20 protein-coding genes are annotated in these 22668 nt (G+C 38.3%); 13 read left to right on the top strand and 7 right to left on the bottom strand.

Annotated features, from left to right (window positions below):
- Nucleotides 1–248 precede the first annotated feature (248 nt).
- Nucleotides 249–659: a histone-like nucleoid-structuring protein H-NS gene (gene hns / locus FVA69_RS10425; protein WP_004254106.1), complete on the bottom strand. Its 411-nt coding sequence runs from the start codon at nucleotides 657–659 to the stop codon at nucleotides 249–251.
- 532 nt (nucleotides 660–1191) lie between these two features.
- On the opposite strand from hns, the gene FVA69_RS10430 reads away from it, so the two are divergent.
- The gene (locus FVA69_RS10430) at nucleotides 1192–1821 is read left to right on the top strand and encodes a thymidine kinase (RefSeq protein ID WP_109913227.1); all 630 of its coding nucleotides are present in this window, start codon (nucleotides 1192–1194) and stop codon (nucleotides 1819–1821) included.
- 198 nt (nucleotides 1822–2019) lie between these two features.
- On the opposite strand, the gene adhE is transcribed toward FVA69_RS10430, so the two are convergent.
- Nucleotides 2020–4725: a bifunctional acetaldehyde-CoA/alcohol dehydrogenase gene (gene adhE, locus FVA69_RS10435; RefSeq protein ID WP_164528810.1), complete on the bottom strand. Its 2706-nt coding sequence runs from the start codon at nucleotides 4723–4725 to the stop codon at nucleotides 2020–2022.
- Nucleotides 4726–5207: 482 nt separating this feature from the next.
- Between adhE and FVA69_RS10440 the strand changes: the two genes are divergently transcribed.
- The 7 genes from FVA69_RS10440 to oppF all read left to right on the top strand — a co-directional run bounded on the left by FVA69_RS10440 (nucleotide 5208) and on the right by oppF (nucleotide 13639).
- Nucleotides 5208–5852, top strand: a complete 645-nt coding sequence (locus tag FVA69_RS10440; RefSeq protein ID WP_004254112.1) for a YchE family NAAT transporter — start codon at nucleotides 5208–5210, stop codon at nucleotides 5850–5852.
- Nucleotides 5853–6379: 527 nt separating this feature from the next.
- Nucleotides 6380–7993 carry an ABC transporter substrate-binding protein gene (locus FVA69_RS10445; RefSeq protein WP_051128890.1) on the top strand — a complete coding sequence of 538 codons (1614 nt, stop codon included), beginning with the start codon at nucleotides 6380–6382 and terminating at the stop codon, nucleotides 7991–7993.
- A gap of 134 nt (nucleotides 7994–8127) precedes the next feature.
- Nucleotides 8128–9726, top strand: coding sequence for an oligopeptide ABC transporter substrate-binding protein OppA (oppA, locus tag FVA69_RS10450; RefSeq protein WP_419179690.1), 1599 nt, complete (start codon nucleotides 8128–8130; stop codon nucleotides 9724–9726).
- A 71-nt stretch (nucleotides 9727–9797) separates the two neighbouring features.
- The gene (gene oppB / locus FVA69_RS10455; RefSeq protein ID WP_004254116.1) at nucleotides 9798–10718 is read left to right on the top strand and encodes an oligopeptide ABC transporter permease OppB; all 921 of its coding nucleotides are present in this window, start codon (nucleotides 9798–9800) and stop codon (nucleotides 10716–10718) included.
- A 14-nt stretch (nucleotides 10719–10732) separates the two neighbouring features.
- Entirely contained in the window at nucleotides 10733–11641 is a 909-nt protein-coding gene (gene oppC, locus FVA69_RS10460; RefSeq protein ID WP_004911132.1) for an oligopeptide ABC transporter permease OppC, read from the top strand.
- Nucleotides 11642–11651: 10 nt separating this feature from the next.
- Nucleotides 11652–12641, top strand: coding sequence for an ABC transporter ATP-binding protein (locus FVA69_RS10465; protein WP_004911130.1), 990 nt, complete (start codon nucleotides 11652–11654; stop codon nucleotides 12639–12641).
- Nucleotides 12638–13639: a murein tripeptide/oligopeptide ABC transporter ATP binding protein OppF gene (gene oppF, locus FVA69_RS10470; RefSeq protein ID WP_110731958.1), complete on the top strand. Its 1002-nt coding sequence runs from the start codon at nucleotides 12638–12640 to the stop codon at nucleotides 13637–13639. The genes FVA69_RS10465 and oppF overlap by 4 nt, the downstream gene beginning before the upstream one ends.
- A 79-nt stretch (nucleotides 13640–13718) precedes the next feature.
- On the opposite strand, the gene FVA69_RS10475 is transcribed toward oppF, so the two are convergent.
- Together FVA69_RS10475 and cls are read right to left on the bottom strand one after the other, a co-directional pair.
- Nucleotides 13719–14051, bottom strand: a complete 333-nt coding sequence (locus FVA69_RS10475) for an HI1450 family dsDNA-mimic protein (protein ID WP_004911124.1) — start codon at nucleotides 14049–14051, stop codon at nucleotides 13719–13721.
- Between the two features lie 22 nt (nucleotides 14052–14073).
- Complete coding sequence (cls, locus tag FVA69_RS10480) at nucleotides 14074–15534, bottom strand: cardiolipin synthase (protein ID WP_117162234.1); 1461 nt, start codon at nucleotides 15532–15534, stop codon at nucleotides 14074–14076.
- 289 nt (nucleotides 15535–15823) lie between these two features.
- On the opposite strand from cls, the gene FVA69_RS10485 reads away from it, so the two are divergent.
- Together FVA69_RS10485 and FVA69_RS10490 are read left to right on the top strand one after the other, a co-directional pair.
- Complete coding sequence (locus tag FVA69_RS10485; protein WP_004254127.1) at nucleotides 15824–15997, top strand: YciY family protein; 174 nt, start codon at nucleotides 15824–15826, stop codon at nucleotides 15995–15997.
- 126 nt (nucleotides 15998–16123) lie between these two features.
- On the top strand, nucleotides 16124–16843 hold the full coding sequence (locus FVA69_RS10490) for a TonB family protein (RefSeq protein ID WP_004911122.1): 720 nt from the start codon (nucleotides 16124–16126) through the stop codon (nucleotides 16841–16843).
- 86 nt (nucleotides 16844–16929) lie between these two features.
- Here FVA69_RS10490 and yciA read toward each other — a convergent pair whose 3' ends face one another.
- The gene (gene yciA, locus FVA69_RS10495) at nucleotides 16930–17358 is read right to left on the bottom strand and encodes an acyl-CoA thioester hydrolase YciA (RefSeq protein WP_004911119.1); all 429 of its coding nucleotides are present in this window, start codon (nucleotides 17356–17358) and stop codon (nucleotides 16930–16932) included.
- A gap of 289 nt (nucleotides 17359–17647) precedes the next feature.
- On the opposite strand from yciA, the gene FVA69_RS10500 reads away from it, so the two are divergent.
- Nucleotides 17648–17845, top strand: coding sequence for a YqaE/Pmp3 family membrane protein (locus FVA69_RS10500; protein ID WP_004911118.1), 198 nt, complete (start codon nucleotides 17648–17650; stop codon nucleotides 17843–17845).
- Nucleotides 17846–17904: 59 nt separating this feature from the next.
- On the opposite strand, the gene FVA69_RS10505 is transcribed toward FVA69_RS10500, so the two are convergent.
- Nucleotides 17905–18462, bottom strand: coding sequence for a septation protein A (locus tag FVA69_RS10505; RefSeq protein WP_109913220.1), 558 nt, complete (start codon nucleotides 18460–18462; stop codon nucleotides 17905–17907).
- A gap of 225 nt (nucleotides 18463–18687) precedes the next feature.
- Between FVA69_RS10505 and FVA69_RS10510 the strand changes: the two genes are divergently transcribed.
- Nucleotides 18688–20490 (top strand): SulP family inorganic anion transporter, encoded by a 1803-nt coding sequence (locus FVA69_RS10510; RefSeq protein WP_004911111.1) that lies wholly within the window; start codon nucleotides 18688–18690, stop codon nucleotides 20488–20490.
- A 104-nt stretch (nucleotides 20491–20594) separates the two neighbouring features.
- Here FVA69_RS10510 and FVA69_RS10515 read toward each other — a convergent pair whose 3' ends face one another.
- Nucleotides 20595–21347 (bottom strand): YciC family protein, encoded by a 753-nt coding sequence (locus FVA69_RS10515; protein WP_109913219.1) that lies wholly within the window; start codon nucleotides 21345–21347, stop codon nucleotides 20595–20597.
- 404 nt (nucleotides 21348–21751) lie between these two features.
- Here FVA69_RS10515 and ompW point away from each other — a divergent pair, with 404 nt between their 5' ends.
- Nucleotides 21752–22387, top strand: coding sequence for an outer membrane protein OmpW (gene ompW, locus FVA69_RS10520; RefSeq protein WP_109913218.1), 636 nt, complete (start codon nucleotides 21752–21754; stop codon nucleotides 22385–22387).
- Nucleotides 22388–22668 lie beyond the last annotated feature (281 nt).

The following is a 22668-nucleotide window of genomic DNA, read 5'->3' on the forward strand; positions in this document are numbered from 1 at the left end:
ATTAAGCTTACATATCTTTACTACTCTGTTTTATTTATCATGATTATTTGATTGGTAGTATAATACAGCGCAAAGGCTTAAACAGAACAGTTAATTGAAGTGGGCAGTAGTTATGCGGCTTTAGTGCTAAAAAAGGGAGCTATAATAGCTAAGCGCTTTTTCTTAGTAGAGGTTAATATAAAATAATATATAAAGGTTGAAACAAAAACACCCTTATAAAAGGGTGTTTAGAATACATGTATAGGCTATTAGATTAAGAAATCATCTAAAGATTTGCCTTGTTCTTCAATGGCAACTTTGATTACTGCTGGAGTACGGCCTTGGCCTGTCCAAGTTTTAGTTTCGCCATTTTCATCAACATATTTATATTTAGCTGGACGTGCAGCACGTTTAGCACGGGTGCTAGTGCTTTTACCTGAGTCCATTGTTTGCAGAAGGTCATTTAAATCGACGCCTTGCTCAAGAATCATTTCACGAACTTTTTCCAATTTACGGTTACGTTCTTCTAATTCCGCGCGAGCTTGGCTCTCTTCATCACGACGTTCTTCAACAACGACGGTTAATTTTTCCAGCATTTCTTCTAAAGATTCTAAAGTTACTTCGCGAGCTTGAGCACGAAGAGTACGGATGTTATTTAACGCTTTTAATGATTCGCTCATTTTCCTGGTCTCAAATTATTTGTTGGCATGTGTACAGTAATAATAGAATGCTATTTTAAATTCTGCAATAGCTAAATTACTTCCTTAGTTTAAAAGTAATCTTTAACGAATGCAATTTTTTTACAAAAGAAAAATAAACTTTTCGTAGATATATATATAGCTATTATCAATAACTGAACTAAACGAAAAATAGGAATAAGCCAAAATCTTAGTGATTAAATAATTCAAAAAAGAAGAGGCGTGTCTCATTTTACTTTTACTCGGAATGAATTGAAGGGAAGGTCAGGCTTAAATTTTCTTTTTTTGATGATGCTTTTTAGCGGAATGTGCTTTAGTTGAAACTGTTTATAGTTAATATCAAATTGATTTTTATTGCATACGTGCTAAGTAATATTTGCAATAAGGTACAAGTTGAGCCCCAAAAAAAAGTTAAATTTTCAATAAGTAAAGGGCATCTACACCAATATTGTTAATCCTCAAGTATGTTTTATGGTAAAATTATTATGTATATTAATTTTGAGGGAACAGCCAAATGGCTCAGCTTTACTTTTATTATTCAGCAATGAACGCGGGAAAATCAACGTCATTATTGCAATCATCGTATAACTATAATGAAAGAGGAATGCGTACGGTTATTTTTACGGCAGAGATAGATAACCGTTTTGAACAAGGAAAAGTCTCATCGCGAATAGGTTTATCTGCGGAAGCGTTACTATACTCAACAACAACAAATATGGCCGAGTTAATCAAAAAAGAAAATAGTGTACAAAAAGTACATTGTGTTCTTATTGATGAATGTCAGTTTCTAACAAAAAAACAAGTTGAAGAATTATGTGACATAGTCGATAACGAGGATATTCCGGTTTTATGTTATGGATTGCGTACCGACTTTGCAGGACAATTATTTGAGGGTAGTCAATATTTGCTTGCTTGGGCTGATAAATTAGTTGAGCTAAAAACGGTTTGCTATTGCGGGCGTAAGGCGAGCAAGGTATTACGTATAGGAAGTGATGGGGTGCCTGTATATGAAGGCTTACAAGTTGATATAGGTGGTAATGAAAAGTATATCTCTGTTTGTCGTAAGCACTATTCAGAAGCAATAAAACAAGCTCAGTTGATGAATGAGGGCGTTATACCTAAGCAGCCACTTCATTTTCGATGAGCAGAAATATTTTGGTGTAGGGACTAAAATAGGCTTCGGTTATCGGATTATTACAGCAGTTAATGAAATCAACTCAGTGGGTTAAATTATTTTATATAATATTGATTTTATGTATTCTTGCTGCCATCCATTTCAAATAGTGAAACAAAAGGCACTACAATAATTGTAGTGCCTTTATTTTAAATAATGTTTAACACATTATTTCTTAGCGTTTTTCCTTTCTACTTCTTTTTTTACGGCTGTTTTTTTCTGAGGCGCTTTTTTTTCCTCTTTATCAATCACAGGCGTATCTTGATGCTCAACAAACTCACGACCATAATAAGAATCCAGTAATAACTGTTTAATTTCAGAGATTAAAGGATAGCGGGGGTTTGCTCCTGTACATTGGTCATCAAATGCATCTTCAGAAAGTTTATCTACACGGGCTAAGAAGTCGGCTTCAGTTACACCAGTCTCACGAATAGATTTAGGAATGCCTAAATCAGCTTTCATTTCCTCCAACCATGCGAGTAATTTTTCAATTTTCTCAGCCGTCCGATCTCCAACTTTAGTGAGCCCTAAATGATCTGCAATTTCTGCATATTGGCGACGTGCATGAGGTCGATCGTATTGGCTAAACGCAGTTTGTTTTGTTGGGTTATCATTAGCATTAAAACGGATAACATTACAAATTAATAATGCGTTCGCAAGGCCATGAGGAATATGGAACTCTGAACCAAGTTTGTGAGCCATTGAGTGACAGACACCTAAGAATGCGTTTGCGAATGCAATACCCGCAAGTGTTGCTCCGTTATGTACACGTTCTCTTGCAACAGGGTTTTTAGCACCTTCGTGGTAACTGGCTGGTAAATAATCTTTTAACAAACTCAGGGCTTTAAGTGCTTGTCCGTCAGTAAATTCATTAGCTAAAACAGAAACATAAGCTTCCAATGCATGGGTGACAGCATCTAAACCACCAAAAGCCGTTAACGATTTAGGCATATTCATGACTAAGTTCGCGTCAACAATTGCCATATTTGGTGTTAATGCATAATCCGCTAATGGATATTTTTGGCCTGTTTTATCATCAGTCACTACCGCAAATGGAGTCACTTCTGAACCCGTACCGGAAGTCGTTGTGATAGCAACTAATTTAGCCTTAACGCCCATTTTAGGGAAACGGTGGATACGTTTACGTATATCCATGAAACGTAATGCTAATTCCTCAAAATGAGTTTCGGGGTGTTCATACATAACCCACATAATTTTAGCCGCATCCATTGGTGAACCACCACCTAATGCAATAATGACATCAGGTTGGAATGCTTGCATTTGTGCTGCACCTTTACGAACGACCGTTAATGTCGGGTCTGCCTCAACTTCAAAGAAAACATCAGTTTCAATCTGATGTTTTTTGAGAACGCTAACGACTTCATCAACATAACCATTATTGAATAGATAGCCATCGGTTACGATAAAGGCGCGTTTTGCACCGTCAGTTGCAATCTCTTCAAGGGCGATAGGTAGACAACCACGGCGGAAGTAGATTGAGTTCGGAAGTTTATGCCACAACATATTTTCAGCTCTCTTCGCCACAGTTTTGGTATTGATAAGGTGTTTTGGACCGACGTTTTCAGAGATGGAGTTACCCCCCCAAGAACCGCAACCTAGTGTAAGAGAAGGCGCTAATTTAAAGTTGTACAGGTCACCAATACCGCCTTGTGACGCTGGCGTATTGATTAAAATACGCGCAGTTTTCATTTTTTGGCCAAAATAGTTAACTCGCTCATGTTGGTTATCTTGGTCAGTATATAGGCAAGAGGTATGGCCAATTCCCCCCATTTCAACTAATTGTTCTGCTTTTGCAACGGCATCTTCAAAATTCTTACCACGATACATGGCTAATAATGGAGACAGTTTTTCATGGGCGAACGGTTCTGACTCATCAATAGTTTTTACTTCACCAATTAAGATTTTAGTTGTTTTTGGCACGCTAATACCGGCCATTTCGGCAATTTTATAAGCAGGTTGACCAACAATAGCGGCGTTTAGGTTGCCATTTTTTAAGATGATATCTTGAACTGCTTTGAGTTCTTTCCCTTGTAGCAGGTAGCCACCATGGCTGGAAAAACGCTCGCGAACTTGGTTGTAGATTTCATCCACGACTACAACTGATTGTTCAGATGCACAAATAACCCCGTTGTCGAATGTTTTTGACATCAGAATAGACGCAACAGCACGTTTAATATCTGCCGTTTCATCAATCACCACAGGGGTGTTACCCGCACCAACTCCGATAGCGGGTTTACCTGAGCTATAAGCGGCTTTCACCATGCCTGGTCCACCTGTCGCTAAAATCAGGTTAATATCAGGATGGTGCATTAAGGCATTGGATAACTCAACAGAAGGGGAGTCAATCCAGCCAATAATGTCTTTTGGTGCACCCGCTGCAATAGCAGCATCCAGCACGATTTGTGCTGCACGGTTAGTAGCAATTTTGGCGCGAGGGTGCGGAGAAAAAATAATAGCGTTACGTGTTTTTAAGCTAATGAGTGATTTAAAAATTGCGGTTGAAGTCGGGTTAGTTGTTGGCACAATACCACAGATAATACCAATCGGCTCAGCTATCGTAATTGTCCCAAATGTTGGGTCTTCAGATAGCGTACCACAGGTTTTTTCGTCTTTATAAGCATTGTAGATATACTCTGAAGCAAAGTGGTTTTTGATCACTTTATCTTCAACAATGCCCATTCCAGATTCTTCGACAGCAAGTTTTGCTAGGGGGATGCGTGCGTCAGCAGCAGCGAGGGCAGCGGCTCTAAAGATTTCATCAACTTTTTCTTGGGAGAAAGTTGCGAATTCACGTTGAGCTTTTTTGACACGAGCAACGAGTTCATTGAGTTCGGTAACGTTAGTTACGGACATATAGATTACTCCTGATAAATGTTAAACTTTTTAAGCCAATGAGCAATGCATCTATAGAACGAAGAAATGCTTAAAGATGAAAGTATAGATGTAATCTATAATAACGCTGCTCATCATCGCTTATTGGCTTAAAAACCTTATTCAATATTGAGTTAATATCCTAATTAGCTCTGTCTATCAGTTAAGAGTAGATTAACAAAACGGTAATTAAATAAAGTGATCTAAATCACGAAAATGCTAAGCTGACTCCTTTCAGCACGTGTATTTATGCACAAGTTGAATAAATGTTGTTCATCTATTACTTAATTTAATATTATCAAAACAATTCGTGCGGATAATCTATGTCTATCTAACTAAATATTAAATAAATTTAGCAAGTTAAAGAAAATATTGTTTTACTCAAGGAAATTAATAACATCGGTGGTAAAATTATGAAAGGTATCAATGAATCTCTAAAGAGAATTGCTTAAGGAAATGAATGGGTGAGTAGCGCATTACTTGATTTATCGGGTTATATTAAATTTTTTATTGGTTTATTTGCACTTGTAAACCCAGTTGGCATATTACCTGTGTTTATTAGTATGACAAACTATCAAAGTAATGCTGGGCGAAATAAGACTAACACCATTGCAAATACCTCAGTTGCGATCATTTTATGTACATCATTATTAATTGGTGACTCAATACTGCAATTATTTGGTATTTCAATTGATTCCTTCCGTATTGCTGGGGGGATTTTGATCGTCACAATCGCGATGTCAATGATTAGCGGTAAAATTGGTGAAGACAAACAGAACAAGCAAGAAAAAACGGAAACTGCGGTTAGGGATAGCATTGGTGTTGTACCTTTAGCTTTACCTCTAATGGCGGGGCCTGGTGCAATAAGTTCTTGTATTGTATGGTCATCTCGTTGGCATGGTTGGCAAAACTTTTTAGGCTTAGCGTTGACGAGTATCGCTTTTGCCTTTTGTTGTTGGTTATTATTTCGTTCAGCGTCTTTATTGGTTCGTTACTTAGGTCAAACAGGGATCAACGTAGTGACTCGTATCATGGGGTTATTACTGATGTCGCTGGGAATAGAGTTTATTGTGACGGGTGTTAAGGCCATATTCCCAGGCCTATTGTAATCTCATTTCTTTTTATGGCTGCAAATCGGCCCTATTGCAGCCATACCCACTGCTAATTTACCTCGTATTACACATATCAGTTTTGCTATTCAGATAGCATATTTCCCTTTTCTTTAATTGGCTGGCTAAAATTTTAGCTATCAATAATCACGTCTAAAAAAATGATGCCTGTAATTATATGTGGCATTTATTGCTAAAACAGGGATAAAAAGTAAGGAATTGTGAGCTATGTAAATTTATTCACTATTCTAATTGGCGTTTGTTAATGATATGTTTGGAAATGTGCTTGGGGGCTATCTTATAGTATATAACCAATATTTTATTAACTCATTGTAATATAAATGAATTATAATTATGCCACCTGTTTTTTTAAAACTTACTTAAAATTTTTAACTAACTAATGTTAATTAATTGTTTTAATTATTTGAGTTCATTAAGTGGATTGCCCATAAGGAAATAGCGGTACTAGGGCTTAAATATTAGCATAAAGAAGGTTGCTAGTGAGGTTATAGCACCATCAATGAATCATGAGGGATAGGATGTTCAAATCAACACTTGGTTTTGGTGTACTCTCTTTATTATTTGTTACGTTACAGGCAAGTGCCACAGAAAAAGTAAAACAGGTTATTACAATTAACAATGGCTCAGAAGTGACTTCACTTGACCCCCACAAAGTGGAAGGGGTGCCAGAAAGCAATGTGATATTAAACTTATTAGAAGGTCTAGTGTATACCGATGTAGACGGTAAATCGGTTCCTGGTGTTGCTAAAAGTTGGAGTAATGAAAATTTCACCACGTGGATTTTTACTTTACGAGATGATGCAAAGTGGAGTGATGGTTCGCCAGTAACCGCTGAAGATTTTGTGTATAGCTGGCAACGCTTGTCTGACCCAAATACCGGTTCGCCTTACTCTAGTTACTTACAAAATGCATATATTTTAAATGCAGATGCAATTTTAGCAGGGAAAATGCCAGCAACAGCGCTGGGAGTGAAGGCGCTTGACCCGCAACATTTACAAGTAACGCTTAGCCACCCTGTGCCTTATTTTGTAGATATGCTTTCCCATACATCTATGAAACCCGTGAATAAATCTGCAATTCAACGACATGGCGATAAATGGACCCAGCCTCAAAATTTTATTGGGAACGGGGCATACGTATTGGATAACTGGGTGGTAAATGAACGTATTGTTGTCAAACGAAATCCATTTTACTGGGATAACCAGAATAGCCGTATTGAGCAAGCGACCTTTTTAGCGATTAGTTCCGAAGTGAGCGATATTAATCGTTATCGTAGTGGTGAAATTGACATATCTAATTCTGCAATCCCACCTGTTTTATATAAAAAAATGCAGCAAGAAAGGCCTAATGAGTTATATGTTCGGCCTTATTTGTGTACGTTCTATTACGAAATTAATAATCAAAAAGCGCCGTTTAATGACCCGAGGGTGCGTGAAGCTATAAAACTAGGGTTAGATAGAGAAACAATCACTAACAAAATTATTGCGCAAGGGCAAAAAGTCGCTTATGGCTTTACGCCAACCTTTATTAATAATGGCAATTTTACATTACCTAATTGGGCAAATTTATCGGCGGAGCAACGTTACCAACGAGCAAAAGATTTGCTTTCACAGGCCGGTTATAACAAAGAAAACCCATTGAAATTTGCTTTACTGTACAACACTTCAGATCAAAATAAGCAGCAAGCTATTGTTGCGGCATCCATGTGGCAGAAAAATATTGGCGCACAAGTTACGTTGCAAAACCAAGAATGGAAAACATCATTACAAAGTCGTCATGAAGGAAACTACGATGTTGCTAGGGCGACATGGTGTGCAGATTACAACGAACCAACCGCCTTTTTGAACATGATGCTGTCTCAAAACAGTAATAATACCTCTTTTTATAATAATCCGGACTTTGATGCCTTACTTGAGAAAGCGTTAATTGCACCAGATCCTTCATCTCGTCATGCGATATACCAACAAGCGGAAGCTTTGCTAGACAAGGATTCGGCTATTGTTCCTGTTTATTATCGTGTCAGTGCTCGAATGATAAAACCGAGTGTTAGTGGATTTAAAGGTAATGACCCTCTTGATTATACGGATATTAAACGGTTATATATAAATGAACCTAATTAATAATATCTAAATAATTATAAAAAGTGTTCATCTCGTAGGTGAACATGCATCAACACACAATCATAATAATATATATGGGAGTAACCGATAAGATGAGTAAATCAATCAATAAATCGATTATTGCACTTAGCGTAATGGCTGGGTTAGCAATGGGCTCTATAGCAACAAGTTTTGCTGCAACGGTTCCTGCTGGTGTTGAACTGGCAGAAAAACAGGTAATGGTTCGTAATAATGGTTCAGAACCTCAATCTTTGGACCCACATAAAATTGAAGGGGTGCCTGAATCCGCTTTAGCGAGAGATCTTTTCGAAGGGATCACTATAGTGGGGCCTGATGGTGAAATTTTACCTGGTTCGGCAACCAGCTGGGAAAATAAAAATTTTACAGAGTGGACATTTAAAATTCGTGATGGCGCTAAGTGGTCTAATGGTGACCCTGTCACGGCAGAGGATTTTGTGTATAGTTGGCGACGATTGGCTGACCCTGATACCGCATCGCCTTATGCAAGTTATTTGCAATATGCTCACATCCAGAATATTGACGATGTTATTGCGGGTAAGAAAAAGCCGGAAGAACTTGGTATTAAAGCCCTTGATGATAAAACCCTAGTTATTACACTGAGTGAAGCCGTCCCTTATATTCCTAAATTATTAGCGCACTCATCTATGTCGCCAGTCAATAAAAAAGTCATTGAACAACATGGCGCTAAATGGACGCAGCCACAGAATTTTGTGGGGAATGGGGCATATAAATTAAAAGATTGGACGGTAAACGAGCGCATTGTATTAGAACGTAGCCCAAGCTATTGGGATAATGCGAATACGGTTATTGATCAAGTTACATTTTTACCTATTTCTTCAGAAGTCACTGATGTTAACCGCTATCGAAGTGGTGAAATTGATATGACATACAGTAACTTACCTATCGAGCAGTTTAAAAGCTTACAACAAAATATGCCGAATGAGTTACGTGTAAACCCGTATCTCTGTATTTACTATTATGAAATTAATAATGAAAAACCGCCGTTTAATGACCCTCGTGTTCGTGAAGCGTTAAAGCTATCTATGGATAGAGATACGATTACATATAAGGTCAAAGCGCAAGGGGATATTCCTGCATATGGTTTCACACCACCATTTACCAGCGGTATGAAAACAGAAAAACCGGATTGGTATGCGAATATGACCCAAGAGCAGCGTAATGAAAAAGCGAAACAGTTGCTAGAAGAAGCGGGATATAACAAAGCCAACCCATTAAAATTCAATCTATTGTATAATACTTCAGACTTACATAAGCGTATTGCCATCGCAGCTTCTTCTATGTGGAAGAAAAATATTGGCGCGCAAGTGAAACTAGAGAACCAAGAGTGGAAAACCTTCTTAGATAGCCGACATCAAGGTAACTATGATGTCGCGCGTGCAGGCTGGTGTGCCGACTACAACGAGCCTTCTTCCTTCCTGAATATGTTACTTTCCTACAGCAGTAATAATACGGTTCATTATAAAAATACAGATTTTGATGCGGTGATGAAAAAAACATTGCAAGTCAAAACAGATGATGAACGTGCAGAACTCTATCAACAAGCCGAAAAATTACTCGATAAAGACTCCGGTATTGTTCCTCTTTACTACTATGTTAACACGCGTTTAGTGAAACCTTATGTCGGTGGTTATAGTGGCAAAGACCCATTAGATAACCTGCATACAAAAGATTTATACATTATTAAACACTAATACAGTTGCTCTGGCTCCATTTATTGGAGCCAGATATTCGCCTATTTAGGCAATAGAAGTAGGAAAGAGCGATGTTGAAATTTATTTTTCGTCGGTTGTTAGAAGCCATCCCGACTCTTTTGGTTTTGATTACCATTTCATTTTTTATGATGCGATTAGCCCCAGGGAGTCCGTTCACTGGCGAGCGGAAATTGCCACCGGAAGTGATGGCAAATATTGAAGCTAAATATCATTTAAATGACCCAATGTATAAGCAGTATTTTAATTATTTAATTCAGCTTTCCAAAGGTGACTTTGGTCCATCATTTAAATACAAGGATTACAGTGTTAATGATTTAGTTGCTAAAGCATTTCCGGTCTCAGCAAAATTAGGGGCAACGGCATTTATTGTTGCTGTTTTGTTTGGGGTATCCGCAGGGGTGATAGCCGCACTAAACCAAAATACCAAATGGGACTTTACAGTCATGGGGTTTGCCATGACGGGAGTTGTTATCCCAAGCTTTGTTGTCGCACCGTTATTGGTGCTGATTTTTGCCATTCATTTGAAATGGTTTCCTGGCGGTGGTTGGGATGGAGGAAACCTAAAACATATGGTGCTCCCCATGGTTGCGCTTTCATTAGCTTATATCGCCAGTATTTCCCGTATTACACGTGGTTCGATGATCGAAATTATGCATTCTAATTTTATTCGTACTGCTCGAGCAAAAGGGTTACCGCTAAGAACTATCATTTTACGCCATGCACTCAAACCAGCGTTGCTTCCCGTACTCTCATACATGGGGCCCGCCTTTGTGGGGATTATTACCGGGTCAATGGTAATTGAAACTATTTTTGGGTTACCAGGGATCGGCCAACTCTTTGTTAATGGTGCACTTAATCGTGATTATTCACTGGTATTGAGCTTAACGATTTTAGTTGGGGTACTGACAATTACATTTAATGCAATTGTCGATGTTTTGTATGCAGTTATTGACCCTAAAATTCGTTACTAAGTCGGAGAAACACGATGCTATCGAATCAAAAAAATAGTGAAGCTCTGGCGAATTTTTCAGAGCAGCTCGATATTGAAGGGCGCAGTTTATGGCAAGACGCAAGGCGCCGTTTTATGCACAACCGTGCGGCAATTTTCAGCTTATGTGTCTTATTTTTAATTACTTTGTTTGTCATTTTTGCTCCCATGTTATCGCCGTTTTTGTACGATGATACCGACTGGGAAATGATGTCAATGCCACCTGATATGGCAACTGGACATTATTTTGGCACAGATGCTTCAGGCCGAGATCTATTAGTGCGTGTCGCGATTGGTGGGCGTATTTCCTTAATGGTGGGCGTTGCAGCTGCGCTAGTTGCCGTGGTGGTAGGAACTTTATATGGTTCATTAGCTGGCTATGTGGGTGGAAAAGTGGATTCCATCATGATGAGGATATTAGAAATTTTAAACTCCTTCCCATTTATGTTTTTTGTGATCCTCTTAGTGACCTTGTTTGGTACCAATATCTTACTGATCTTTGTGGCCATTGGGATGGTGTCGTGGTTGGATATGGCGCGTATTGTTCGCGGACAAACACTCGGATTAAAGCGCAAAGAATTCATTGAGGCGGCATTGGTTTGTGGCGTTAGTACACGACAGATTATTTTACGTCATATTGTTCCTAACGTTTTAGGTGTCGTCGTGGTGTATGCCTCATTATTAGTTCCAAGTATGATTTTGTTTGAATCATTCTTAAGCTTTTTAGGTTTAGGCACACAAGAGCCATTAAGTAGTTGGGGGGCTTTATTAAGTGATGGAGCTAACTCAATGGAGGTCACACCATGGTTGCTACTGATCCCAGCAGGTTTCTTAGTCATTACGTTATTTTGTTTTAACTTCATCGGTGACGGGCTGCGTGACGCGCTCGACCCGAAAGATCGCTAGAGGGAATAATATGTCAAATAACCCAATGAAAAGCCCTCTGTTATCCGTGAAAGATCTCAGCGTGACATTTGCGACCCAAGATGGTGACGTTACCGCCGTAAATAAATTGAACTTTGAATTAAGTGCGGGGGAAACGCTAGGAATTGTTGGTGAATCCGGTTCAGGAAAATCACAAACAGCTTTTGCTCTGATGGGTTTGCTTGCCAAAAATGGCAAGATTAATGGCTCTGCTATATTTAACGGCCGTGAGATCTTGAATTTAAGAGAAAAAGAATTAAATCGGATGCGAGCGGAAGAAATTTCAATGATCTTCCAAGACCCAATGACATCATTGAATCCTTATTTGAAAATTGGTACACAGCTGTCAGAAGTTCTCATGTTACATAAAGGCATGAGTAAAAGGGAGGCTTTCGAAGAATCAGTTCGTATGTTAGATGCAGTTAAAATGCCTGAAGCACGTAAGCGGATGAATATGTATCCACATGAATTCTCAGGAGGAATGAGACAACGAGTCATGATTGCAATGGCATTATTGTGCCAACCCAAGTTGTTAATTGCTGACGAACCTACGACGGCACTTGATGTGACAGTGCAAGCGCAAATTATGACTTTGCTCAATGAGTTAAAACACGAGTTTGATACTGCGATTATTTTGATTACTCACGACCTTGGGGTCGTCGCTGGGGTATGTGATAAAGTTCTCGTAATGTATGCGGGACGCACGATGGAGTATGGTACCGCTAAGGATATTTTTTATCAGCCATCTCATCCATATTCACTTGGCTTGTTAGCTGCCGTTCCTCGCCTTGATGGGGATGACGAGAGTTTAGCGACCATTCCAGGTAACCCGCCTAATTTACTACGTTTACCTAAAGGGTGCCCATTTTCACCTCGTTGCCAATACGCCGTTCAGCAATGTGTTGAACAAGAACCTGCATTAACCACTTTTGGTCAAACGCGGTTACGTGCCTGCTTTAAACCGCTGGAGGAGTTGGTATGAGTACCCATGAAAATAGACCAGTATTGTTAGAAGTGAATGATCTTAAAGTCCATTTTGAGATTAGAGACAAAAAACAGTGGTTTTGGCAGCCAAACAAAAGCCTCAAAGCTGTCGACGGCGTTACACTGCGTTTATATGAAGGTGAAACATTAGGCGTGGTTGGGGAGTCGGGGTGTGGAAAATCTACTTTTGCTCGAGCGCTCATTGGGTTAGTGAAAGCGACTGATGGTACTGTAAGTTGGCTTGGGCAGAACTTATTAGGTAAAACCGCTAAAGAGTGGCGCAGTGTTCGCAGTGATATCCAAATGATTTTCCAAGATCCATTGGCTTCTCTTAATCCGCGAATGACCATTGGTGATATTATTGCCGAACCATTAAAAACATATCATCCTAAAATGCCGCCATCACAAATCACAGAAAAAGTGAAAAAAATGATGATGCGGGTTGGTTTATTACCAAACTTAATTAACCGTTATCCCCATGAATTTTCCGGAGGGCAATGTCAGCGTATTGGTATCGCAAGGGCATTGATTTTGGAACCTAAATTGGTAATTTGCGATGAGCCCGTTTCTGCATTAGATGTGTCAATTCAAGCGCAAGTTGTTAATTTATTGCAAGAATTACAACGTGAAATGAAATTATCTCTCATATTTATCGCACACGATTTGGCGGTTGTTAAGCATATTTCTGACCGCGTGTTAGTGATGTATTTGGGGCATGCCGTGGAGCTTGGTACCTATGATGAGGTATATAATAACCCACTACACCCTTATACACGCGCATTGATGTCAGCGGTGCCAGTTCCTGATCCCGATAAAGAAAAAAATAAGGTGATAGAGCTTTTAGAAGGTGAATTGCCATCGCCAATTAATCCGCCTTCAGGCTGTGTATTTAGAACCCGTTGCCCATTAGCCGATGACGAGTGCGCAAAAACTAGGCCATTATTAGAAGGGAGTTTCAAACATGCGGTGTCTTGTTTGAAAATTGACCCTCTTTAGTTTGTTATAGATGCCCAACAAATTAAAAACAGAGCCAAGTGCTCTGTTTTTTTATCGAATAATCTGAATAGTGATATTCCTATTTTTTCCACAGAATATGGTGAAACGGTTTAGAAGGGTGGCGGCTAATTAATATGCGAGCAAAGATATCTTCTAGCTCGGCATCAGGGGTTTGAGCTAACCCGATAACTACTTCACTAAACTGCGCTAATTCAATGTTATTATTAATAATATCTTGCCAGTTATGACTAAAGGGGACAATTTCTGCAGCACCTAACTCTTCGAACTGCAAAGCAAAAATTAACTGGTCAGCGGGTTCTAAATTATCCATTGCCCCTTCAAGAAAAAGGTCATAAGCGATTTCAATGATGTCATCTTCATCGATTAACGGTGTGTTTTGTATTTCAGTCATGACCTTTCCTAATAAACTAAATTTATAACAATGGACTAAAGAAGTAACAAATGCGCTCAACGACACGGTTCCAGAAAGGGCGTTGTTCCCACTCTTCGATTTCTAAACGTGTTGACCGCGCAATATAATCATACTGAACTAACGTGAGATCGCTACCAAAACTTTTATCGTCAATGACCACGGTGATTTCAAAATTGAGCCATAAACTGCGCATATCAAGATTGACTGAGCCAACTAGGCTGAGCTCGCCATCAACTAATACACTCTTGGTGTGCAATAAGCCATCTTCGAATTGGTAAATCTTAACACCGGCAGCTAATAATTCACTGTAAAATGAACGGCTTGCCCAGCGGACAAGGAATGAGTCATTCTGCCTTGGCATAATAATACTGACATCAACACCCCGCATTGCTGCCGTGCAAATTGCATGTAAAAGGTCATCGCTAGGCACAAAATAAGGAGTCGTCATGATCAGTTGTTTGCGTGCAGAAAACATGGCGGTCATCAGCGATTGTTGAATCAACTCATCAGGGAAGCCAGGGCCGGAGGCGATAATTTGTGTTGTATGCCCATTCGCTTGTTCAAAAGGCATAATATTACTATCAGGCGGTGGTGGAAGTACGCGTTGGCCAGTTTCCATCTCCCAGTCAAAAGCATACACAATACCTAACGTGGTACTCACTGGGCCTTCCATACGCACTAAAATGTCAACCCATTCACCAACCCCTGAATCTTGTTTAAAATAACGAGGGTCAACCATATTCATACTACCTGTATATGAAATATAGTTATCGATAACGACTATTTTACGATGTTGACGTAAATCCATTCGACGCAGGAAGAAACGCATCAAATTAACTTTTAGTGATTCTATAAACTCAATGCCTGCAGCACGCATTTTTTCGGGATAATCACTACGGAAAAAGTGCCAACTTCCTGCAGAGTCCACCATAATACGGCATTTAACACCTCGTTTTGCAGCGTTGAGTAATGCTTCGGTAACTCCGTCAACTAAACCACCCGGTTGCCAAATATAGAAGACCATTTCAATTGAGTGCTGAGCATTATTGATATCATTGACTATCGCTTTTAATGAATCTTCACAAGTGGTTAAAAGTTGAATCCTATTACCTTTAACCCCAGCAATGCCTTGGCGTTTTTCAACTAATTGAAATAATGGCTCAGCGACGGGGCTGTTATCAGTGGCAAAGATATGTTTTGAATTTCGTAGATTTTCTAACCATGTTGCGACAGAAGGCCACATATCATGAGCTTTATCAACTCGACGTTTACCGAGGTGAAGTTCACCGAAGGCGACATACGCAATAATACCGACTAATGGCAGGATATAAATGATCAGGAGCCATGTCATGGCTGAGGTGACCGGCCTTCTTTTGACTAAGATGCGGACTGTAATTGCTGCAATAATTAGCCAATATAGGAAGAACAAAAGCCAACTCATAAGTGTATAGACGGTTGCCATAACGGGTCAGATGCCTCACTGATAAGAAAAAAGGTTCAAAAAAAGATAGTTTAGCTAAAAAAACTATTAGTAAAATATCAACTTAATAGAATTTAGCAAAATTCTGCAGTAAAAGCTTCGTGAAATAGAGTAATTCGTAAGGAAAAAATGATTGTGTAAGGTGATATTATTGTTGTGAAATTAAATATTGTACTCTAAGCGTATATAAAAAGTTCCTCTTGGTTCTTTTTTTCAAAGGAATATAATATTTTTTTCTAATAATTTTTAGACGATTAAAGGACACAATTAAATGAGACGTAGTAGGCATGAAGTAGGGCGTTGGCGTATGTTAAGACAATCCCTACGCCGCCGCAGACGCTGGCTAGAAGGGCATTCAAGGCGAAACATGCGCATCTATGCAATGCGTAAAATTGATATTTACCATCGTCGACATTCCCTGCTTTTTACCCAATGGATTGAGTAAGGTTATTACAGCGCGCACTCACATTTTTCACTTTGTATGACAAACCTTATTGAATATGATTGCTATTTGCATTTAAACTATCAGTCATATTCTTTTTGGTAGACAGGTGTAGGGTAGAAATTGCATATGCGTTGGATGCGTTGGACTTTAATTATCGTCATTTCATTATCTATTCATGCAGGCCTTGCAATGGCATGGATTTTTAATCAACCTAATTTGGCTAGAGATCCTGAGCCATTGACGATTGCTATGGTTGCTTTTGCTGCCCCTGAACCTGCTTCTGAACCTGTTGAGCAGGTTGAAACACCGGTAGAGCCAGAACCTGAACCCGTTATTGAGCCAGAGCCTGAACCGGTGGTTGAACCCGTTATTGCATTGCCTAAGAAAAAGCCTGAGGTGAAGAAAAAACCTAAGCCAAAACAGGAAGAAAAGAAAAAGATTAAAGAAGATGTTAAGCCGGTTGAAAAGCAATTGGCTATGAATAACCTAAAATCAGATGTTACTGCACCGAAAACGAATAACAACCCAATAAAGACAGCTAACAATACTGGGGCAAGTAATAGTCAATCAACCAAAAAGGGTGGCCCTAGGGCTCTGCATAAACAAGCTCCTTCTTATCCTGAACGCGCACGTCGCTTAGGTAAAGAAGGGTATGTGAAGGTTCGTTATGATATTGATGATGGTGGGCGAGTGACAAATATTGAATTTGTCGAAGCTTCACCTAAAGGGTTATTCGAGCGCGATGTTAAACGGGCTATGAACCGTTGGACTTTTGAAAAGCAACCTGCAAAAGGCTATGTGACCGAAATTTATTTCAAATTGGATGGAACCGTAAGCCAAGTATAAGTGTTCTTTTCTTGCAAAATAAAAAAGCACCTTTAATTAATGAGGTGCTTTTTGTTTTATTTATATTTTAAGATAGGTATTAAAGTTTAGTCTGCGTGTTGCTCAGAACTGGCTAATTGAAAATGCTGCTTTTCTTTGGGTAATGAACGAGAGGTACTATCGTCATTAACGGCAACATAGGTAAATACAGCATCAGTTGCACGATAGCGGTGGCCAACGGGCTCGGTTGCTACTTTTTTTACCCAAACTTCAATATTAATTGTAATTGAGCTTTTCCCTGTTTTTAGGCAGCGTGCGTAGCAACAAACAACATCACCTACGGCAACAGGCTTTTGAAATTTAATCCCATTTACCGCTACAGTAACTACTCGTCCTAGCGCAATTTCTTTCGCTAATATAGCCCCACCTATATCCATTTGTGACATCAGCCAGCCACCAAAAATATCACCATTCGCATTAGTATCTGCGGGCATGGCTAATGTACGTAAAACCAACTCACCGTTCGGCAATTGCATATCAGACTCTTATTAAAAGGGTTATTACTTTTGATTTTGCATTTATAGCAAATTACATAGGTAATAGTAAACCTGAACCTCGTAGTTATTGATTGATAATGACTATTTGAGTGAATTGCTGCAAAAATAAGACAAATATGATATCTATTATTAATAAACGGCTTCTAAATATGATAAAAAGCTCAACTTTTGCAAAGAAAAAGCAAGAAGTGTTTTTTATATTTAGTCAACTGATTGAATTAGCTATACTCAGTAATATGAATATTATTGATTAATTTAGAGGTATGAAATGAGATTGTTATTGGCAATATTATTACCTTGGTTGCAATTTTTTACGATAGGGCGCCCCTTTGCTGGGATTATTTGCTTAATTTTGCAGATCACGTTGATTGGTTGGTTACCAGCCGCCATTTGGTCGGTATATGCACTATCACAGTACAATACAGATAAAAAAATTGAAAAAGCATTTGGTGACAAGCGCTATTAACATATAAAAAAACCTGCTAAGCGAGATGCAATTAGCAGGTTTTTAACTCTATTTATAAATTATTCTTCGTGTTTTTCTACAGGCTCTTTAACCATATTTTTAAAAATATAGACCACACTCAGTACTGTAAATATTAATGTTCCTGCTGTTAGACCAAAGACTTTGAAGTTAACCCAGATATCTTGAGCCATCCAGAAAGCAACATAAATATTCAGAAGTGCACAGAAAATAAAGAAAATAGCCCATGCACTATTAAGTTTATTCCAATAACTATCTGCAAGTTTTATTTCTTGGTTACTGCCTAACATGCGCTGAATGAGTGGTTTTTCAGTAAACCATTGGCTAAAGAGTAATGCACCAGCAAATGCAGCATAGATAATAGTGACTTTCCATTTAATGAATGCATCACTATGGAAAATAAGAGTTAAAGCCGCAAAACCCATTACGATTGCACAGGTAATTTTTGCAACTTTTTCAACTTTCTTATAAATAAGATAAGTTGCTAATAACGCTAAAGGAGTGGTCACCATTAATGCGCCACTCGCATAGAAAATATCGTATCTTTTATAGACAATAAAAAAGATTATCAAAGGAATAAAATCAATAAGTTGTTTCATAACAGTGAATACAGCGCCTCAACGTAAAGATAATGGAGTAGTTTAACCGATTTTGGCTTTAATTGTTAAAAGTTTGCACCTTTTTACCAATAAACATGCTTTGTTACCAATCATATTTGCACTATTTTACGATTATTTGACTTACTTCTAGATAAACTTTATTAGTTCGGATATATATAGTATATAAAATAATTTAACTTGCTAATTTATAGGTACTTTTCCCCGATGATAAAGGCAAAGCTATTTGTCTGGATGCCAGGTTTAAAAACGTTATTTAACTATCAACGTTCAGATTTAGGTTCTGATGTTAAAGCTGGCCTATCTGTCGCTGCTGTTGCCTTGCCCGTTGCTATTGCCTATGCTGAGTTAATGGGTGTGAATGCAATTGTCGGGTTATACTCGTGTATTTTACCGATGTTTTTTTATGCATTGTTTGGTACGTCTAAACAATTGATTATCGGTCCTGATGCCGCTACATGTGCTGTAATTGCAGCCGCAGTCGCACCTCTTGCCATGGGGGATGAAACTGTTCGTTGGCAGCTGATTATTGTCATGAGTTTTATGACTGGGGTTTGGTGTTTGATTGCAGCAAAATTTCGCTTAGGGACCTTTGCCGATTTTTTATCCAGACCGATATTACAGGGCTTATTAAATGGGGTTGCTCTCACTATTATCGTCAGCCAAATTAGTAAAGTATTTGGTATCAGTACGTTACCTTCAGGGTTTATTGAACGCTTAATAGCATTACCATTAGCGTTAGTGGAAACACATATTCCGACATTATTAGTTGCCATTGCAACATTGGTCATTACTCTATTGATTAAGCGAGTGCGTAGCAAGTGGCCATCGCTATTAATTGCAATGGTGTTGGCCACAGCAGCAAGTATCCTATTTAATCTCGAACAATATGGTATTAGTACGGTTGGAGATTTAGGTGAAGGGCTTCCGTATATCCCAATGCCTGATTTTCCACCTGGCTTACTTCGAGACCTTGTCATTCCATCATTAAACTTGTCTGTGATCAGTTTTGTTAGCTTTATGATGACGGCTCGTAGTTTTGCGAGTAAGAACGGTTATACCGTTGATGCAGACCAAGAACTAAAAGCGTTAGGTATGGCAAATATTGCTTCTGCTTTTGGTCAGGGTTTTGCTGTTAGTGCTGCGAGTAGCCGTACTGCGGTGAATGATATGATGGGGGGGAAAACGCAATTAGTTTCCCTTGTTGCCGCAATAACCATCTTAGCGGTTTTACTTTTTTCTATGAATTTATTGGAATATATCCCAATGCCTGCTTTAGGGATAGTTTTGATTATTTCAACGTATTCATTACTCAGTTTTCGCAGTATTTTATCAATGCGAAAACGCAATAGAGAAGCTTTTTTCTTATGTATTTTCACGCTATGTGCAGTGCTGGTGGTTGGTTTGATTAGTGGTGTAGGCTTAGCTGTTCTATTAGGTTTGTTGCAGTTTATCCGAATTATATTTAGACCTACAGATCAACTACTAGGCGTTGATGAACATGGTATGTTGCACTCGATGACATCAGAAAATGATATTCAAGAAGTTGATGGCGTCCTGATTTATCGTTTCAATTCTCCGCTTACCTATTTCAATGTGAATTACTTTAAAGAACGTTTAAATAAACATTTAGATAATCAACGGAAGAGGCCAGCTTGGGTGATTGTGGATGCTGCCGTCAGCTTCACACACAATGATGTGAGCGTATTTTCCACGTTAAATGATATTGTGACATCTTTGAAGGCGAAAGGGGTAACTTTAGTATTAGCAGGGCGCAGAACGTCGCTTAATCGTTGGCTAGAACAAAATAAAATCAATCGTTCAGATGATGACTTATTAGTGGTACCGGATATCTATTTTGCAATCCGTTTAATTCAAAGTAAGCAACAAATTCAAATGAAATGCGTTGAAGAAAGAAAAGCACAAGAGTGCCAAAAAGATTTCGGTATATTGGAACATGATTGTGAAAGTCGAATTACACCGATGGATATTCGCTCAGATAATGCTTAAAAAATAATGTAAATAAAAAGGTATCTTTCGATACTTGAAGTTGTTGCCAAAGCGGGATAAAGCGTTGTTTTCCCGCTTTGGGTTATCAGCTGAAAATCAATAAATCAATTTTTAGTGATTAGCATATATAAACGATAAAAGTAAATTAAAGCGAATGCCGCTACAACATTATTGAGTAAAAAAGAGATGCCATTAATAACAATATGATTCATATTAAGGTTACCCAATAGAAGACTAATAAGCATTTGAGCCGCCATCCAAATTAAAATCATCGGTAAGGCAACACGCCAATTCGCATAAGCCATTTTCCAGCTTTTTCCCATCGCACTGAAAGGGTTGGTACGTTCTGTTATTAAAATCGCTGGTGCTAAGGAAAAACCAATGGCTAAGACAATACCAGGTAGAACCATAATTGTGATACCTAACTGGATAAGCAGAGAACAGACGACCAATAGAAGGAACATAGAAGGTGCTTTGTTCAGTGATGATGTTATTGCCTGTAGCCCTGTCATATCTTCACCGCGAGACATACCAGAGATATAGGACAATGTACCACAAATAAGGAACAAACTTCCAAAAGTGACGGAGAGGATCAACCCGAAAGAAACACGCAAAATACTACTTTTATCTTCTTCAGATAGACCTAAAATCCAGTCTTGTAACCCCGAATTACCAGATTCAATCATCTGACTTTGTGCTTGTGCCAGAACACCTATCATCTGTTCACTTGGGATCATCACCGCATAGATAACGAGGCTCACTACGGTGGCTAAAAGCACGATGGTGAAGAGGCCACTCAATTGATTTTTAAAGAAATTGATACTATCACTAATGAGTGAGTTGGCCGAAATGGACATGACACTGCTCCTATCTACAAACGGGATCAAAAATTTATGCCAATTGTAACCGAGTATCACGCCTAGAGGTAGAGAAAGATAATAAAATTCGGGAGGTTAAGACAAATATAATGGACATAATGATTGAATTTAATTAGCCAAAGAAATGAAACCATATAAGTTGTATTTTTAATATATGTTTAAGTTTCGAAATAAATATATATATTTCGAAATCAAATTTTTATTTTGTTAGTTATCTTCCAAAAATTGATTTAAATCAAAATTTAAAAAATAATAAATGAAATAATAAATCCATATTTATTGGTTTACCTCTAAATTAGTAAAAGATGTGATCTTGATTTGAACATCAATTTAAATAATAAGGTATATTTTCCTAAAATAAAAACACAGGAATGGGATTGATAATGAAAAAACTCACTGCGCTTGTATTAGCTGCTGCAACTTTAGCTCCAGCAGTTTCTATTGCTCATGAAGCTGGCGACTTTATTTTCCGTACAGGAACTGCAACGGTACGCCCAAATGCAGGTTCTGAAAATGTATTAGGTTTAGGTTCATTTGATGTTAATAACAATACTCAATTAGGTTTAACGTTTGGATATATGATCACTGATAATATCGGTGTGGAATTATTAGCAGCAACTCCGTTTGAACACAAAGTTGGCGTAGGGCCTTTAGGTACAATTGCAACTGTTAAACATTTACCACCAACTTTAATGGCGCAATATTACTTTGGTAGTAAAGAAGATAAATTACGCCCTTATTTAGGTGCAGGTGTTAACTATACCTTCTTCTTTGATGAGAAATTTAACTCAACAGGGAAAGGTGCGGGCTTATCAGACCTTGATTTATCAAGCTCTTGGGGCTTTGCAGCGCAAGCTGGTATGGATTACATGCTAACTGATAACTGGATGTTAAACGCCTCTGTTTGGTGGATGAATATTGAAACGGATGTGAAATTTAAAGCGGGTAATGACACACACAAAATCGATACTCGTTTAGACCCATTTGTATTTATGTTTGGTGCGGGTTACCGTTTCTAAGAATTTGATAGGAAGCAATACAGGTAATACCTGAATTCTGATGGATTAGAGTGAAGTGGAAATCCGAGAATATTCGTATTCTCGGATTTTTCAATTTCTATTAACTATAAACATACAATCAACAACAAAACAACAAAACAGTAACGCAAAGGGTGACGTTGGTTTAATAGATTAATTGGTGTTATAGCGTGATAATAAAATAAATACATTTATTGTTTATCTTATTTTATTAAGATAAATAAGATTAAATAACAGAATATCGGTATTATCTATATGAAAAT

The organism is Providencia sp. PROV004, from assembly GCF_011045615.1.
GTDB lineage: Bacteria > Pseudomonadota > Gammaproteobacteria > Enterobacterales > Enterobacteriaceae > Providencia > Providencia rettgeri.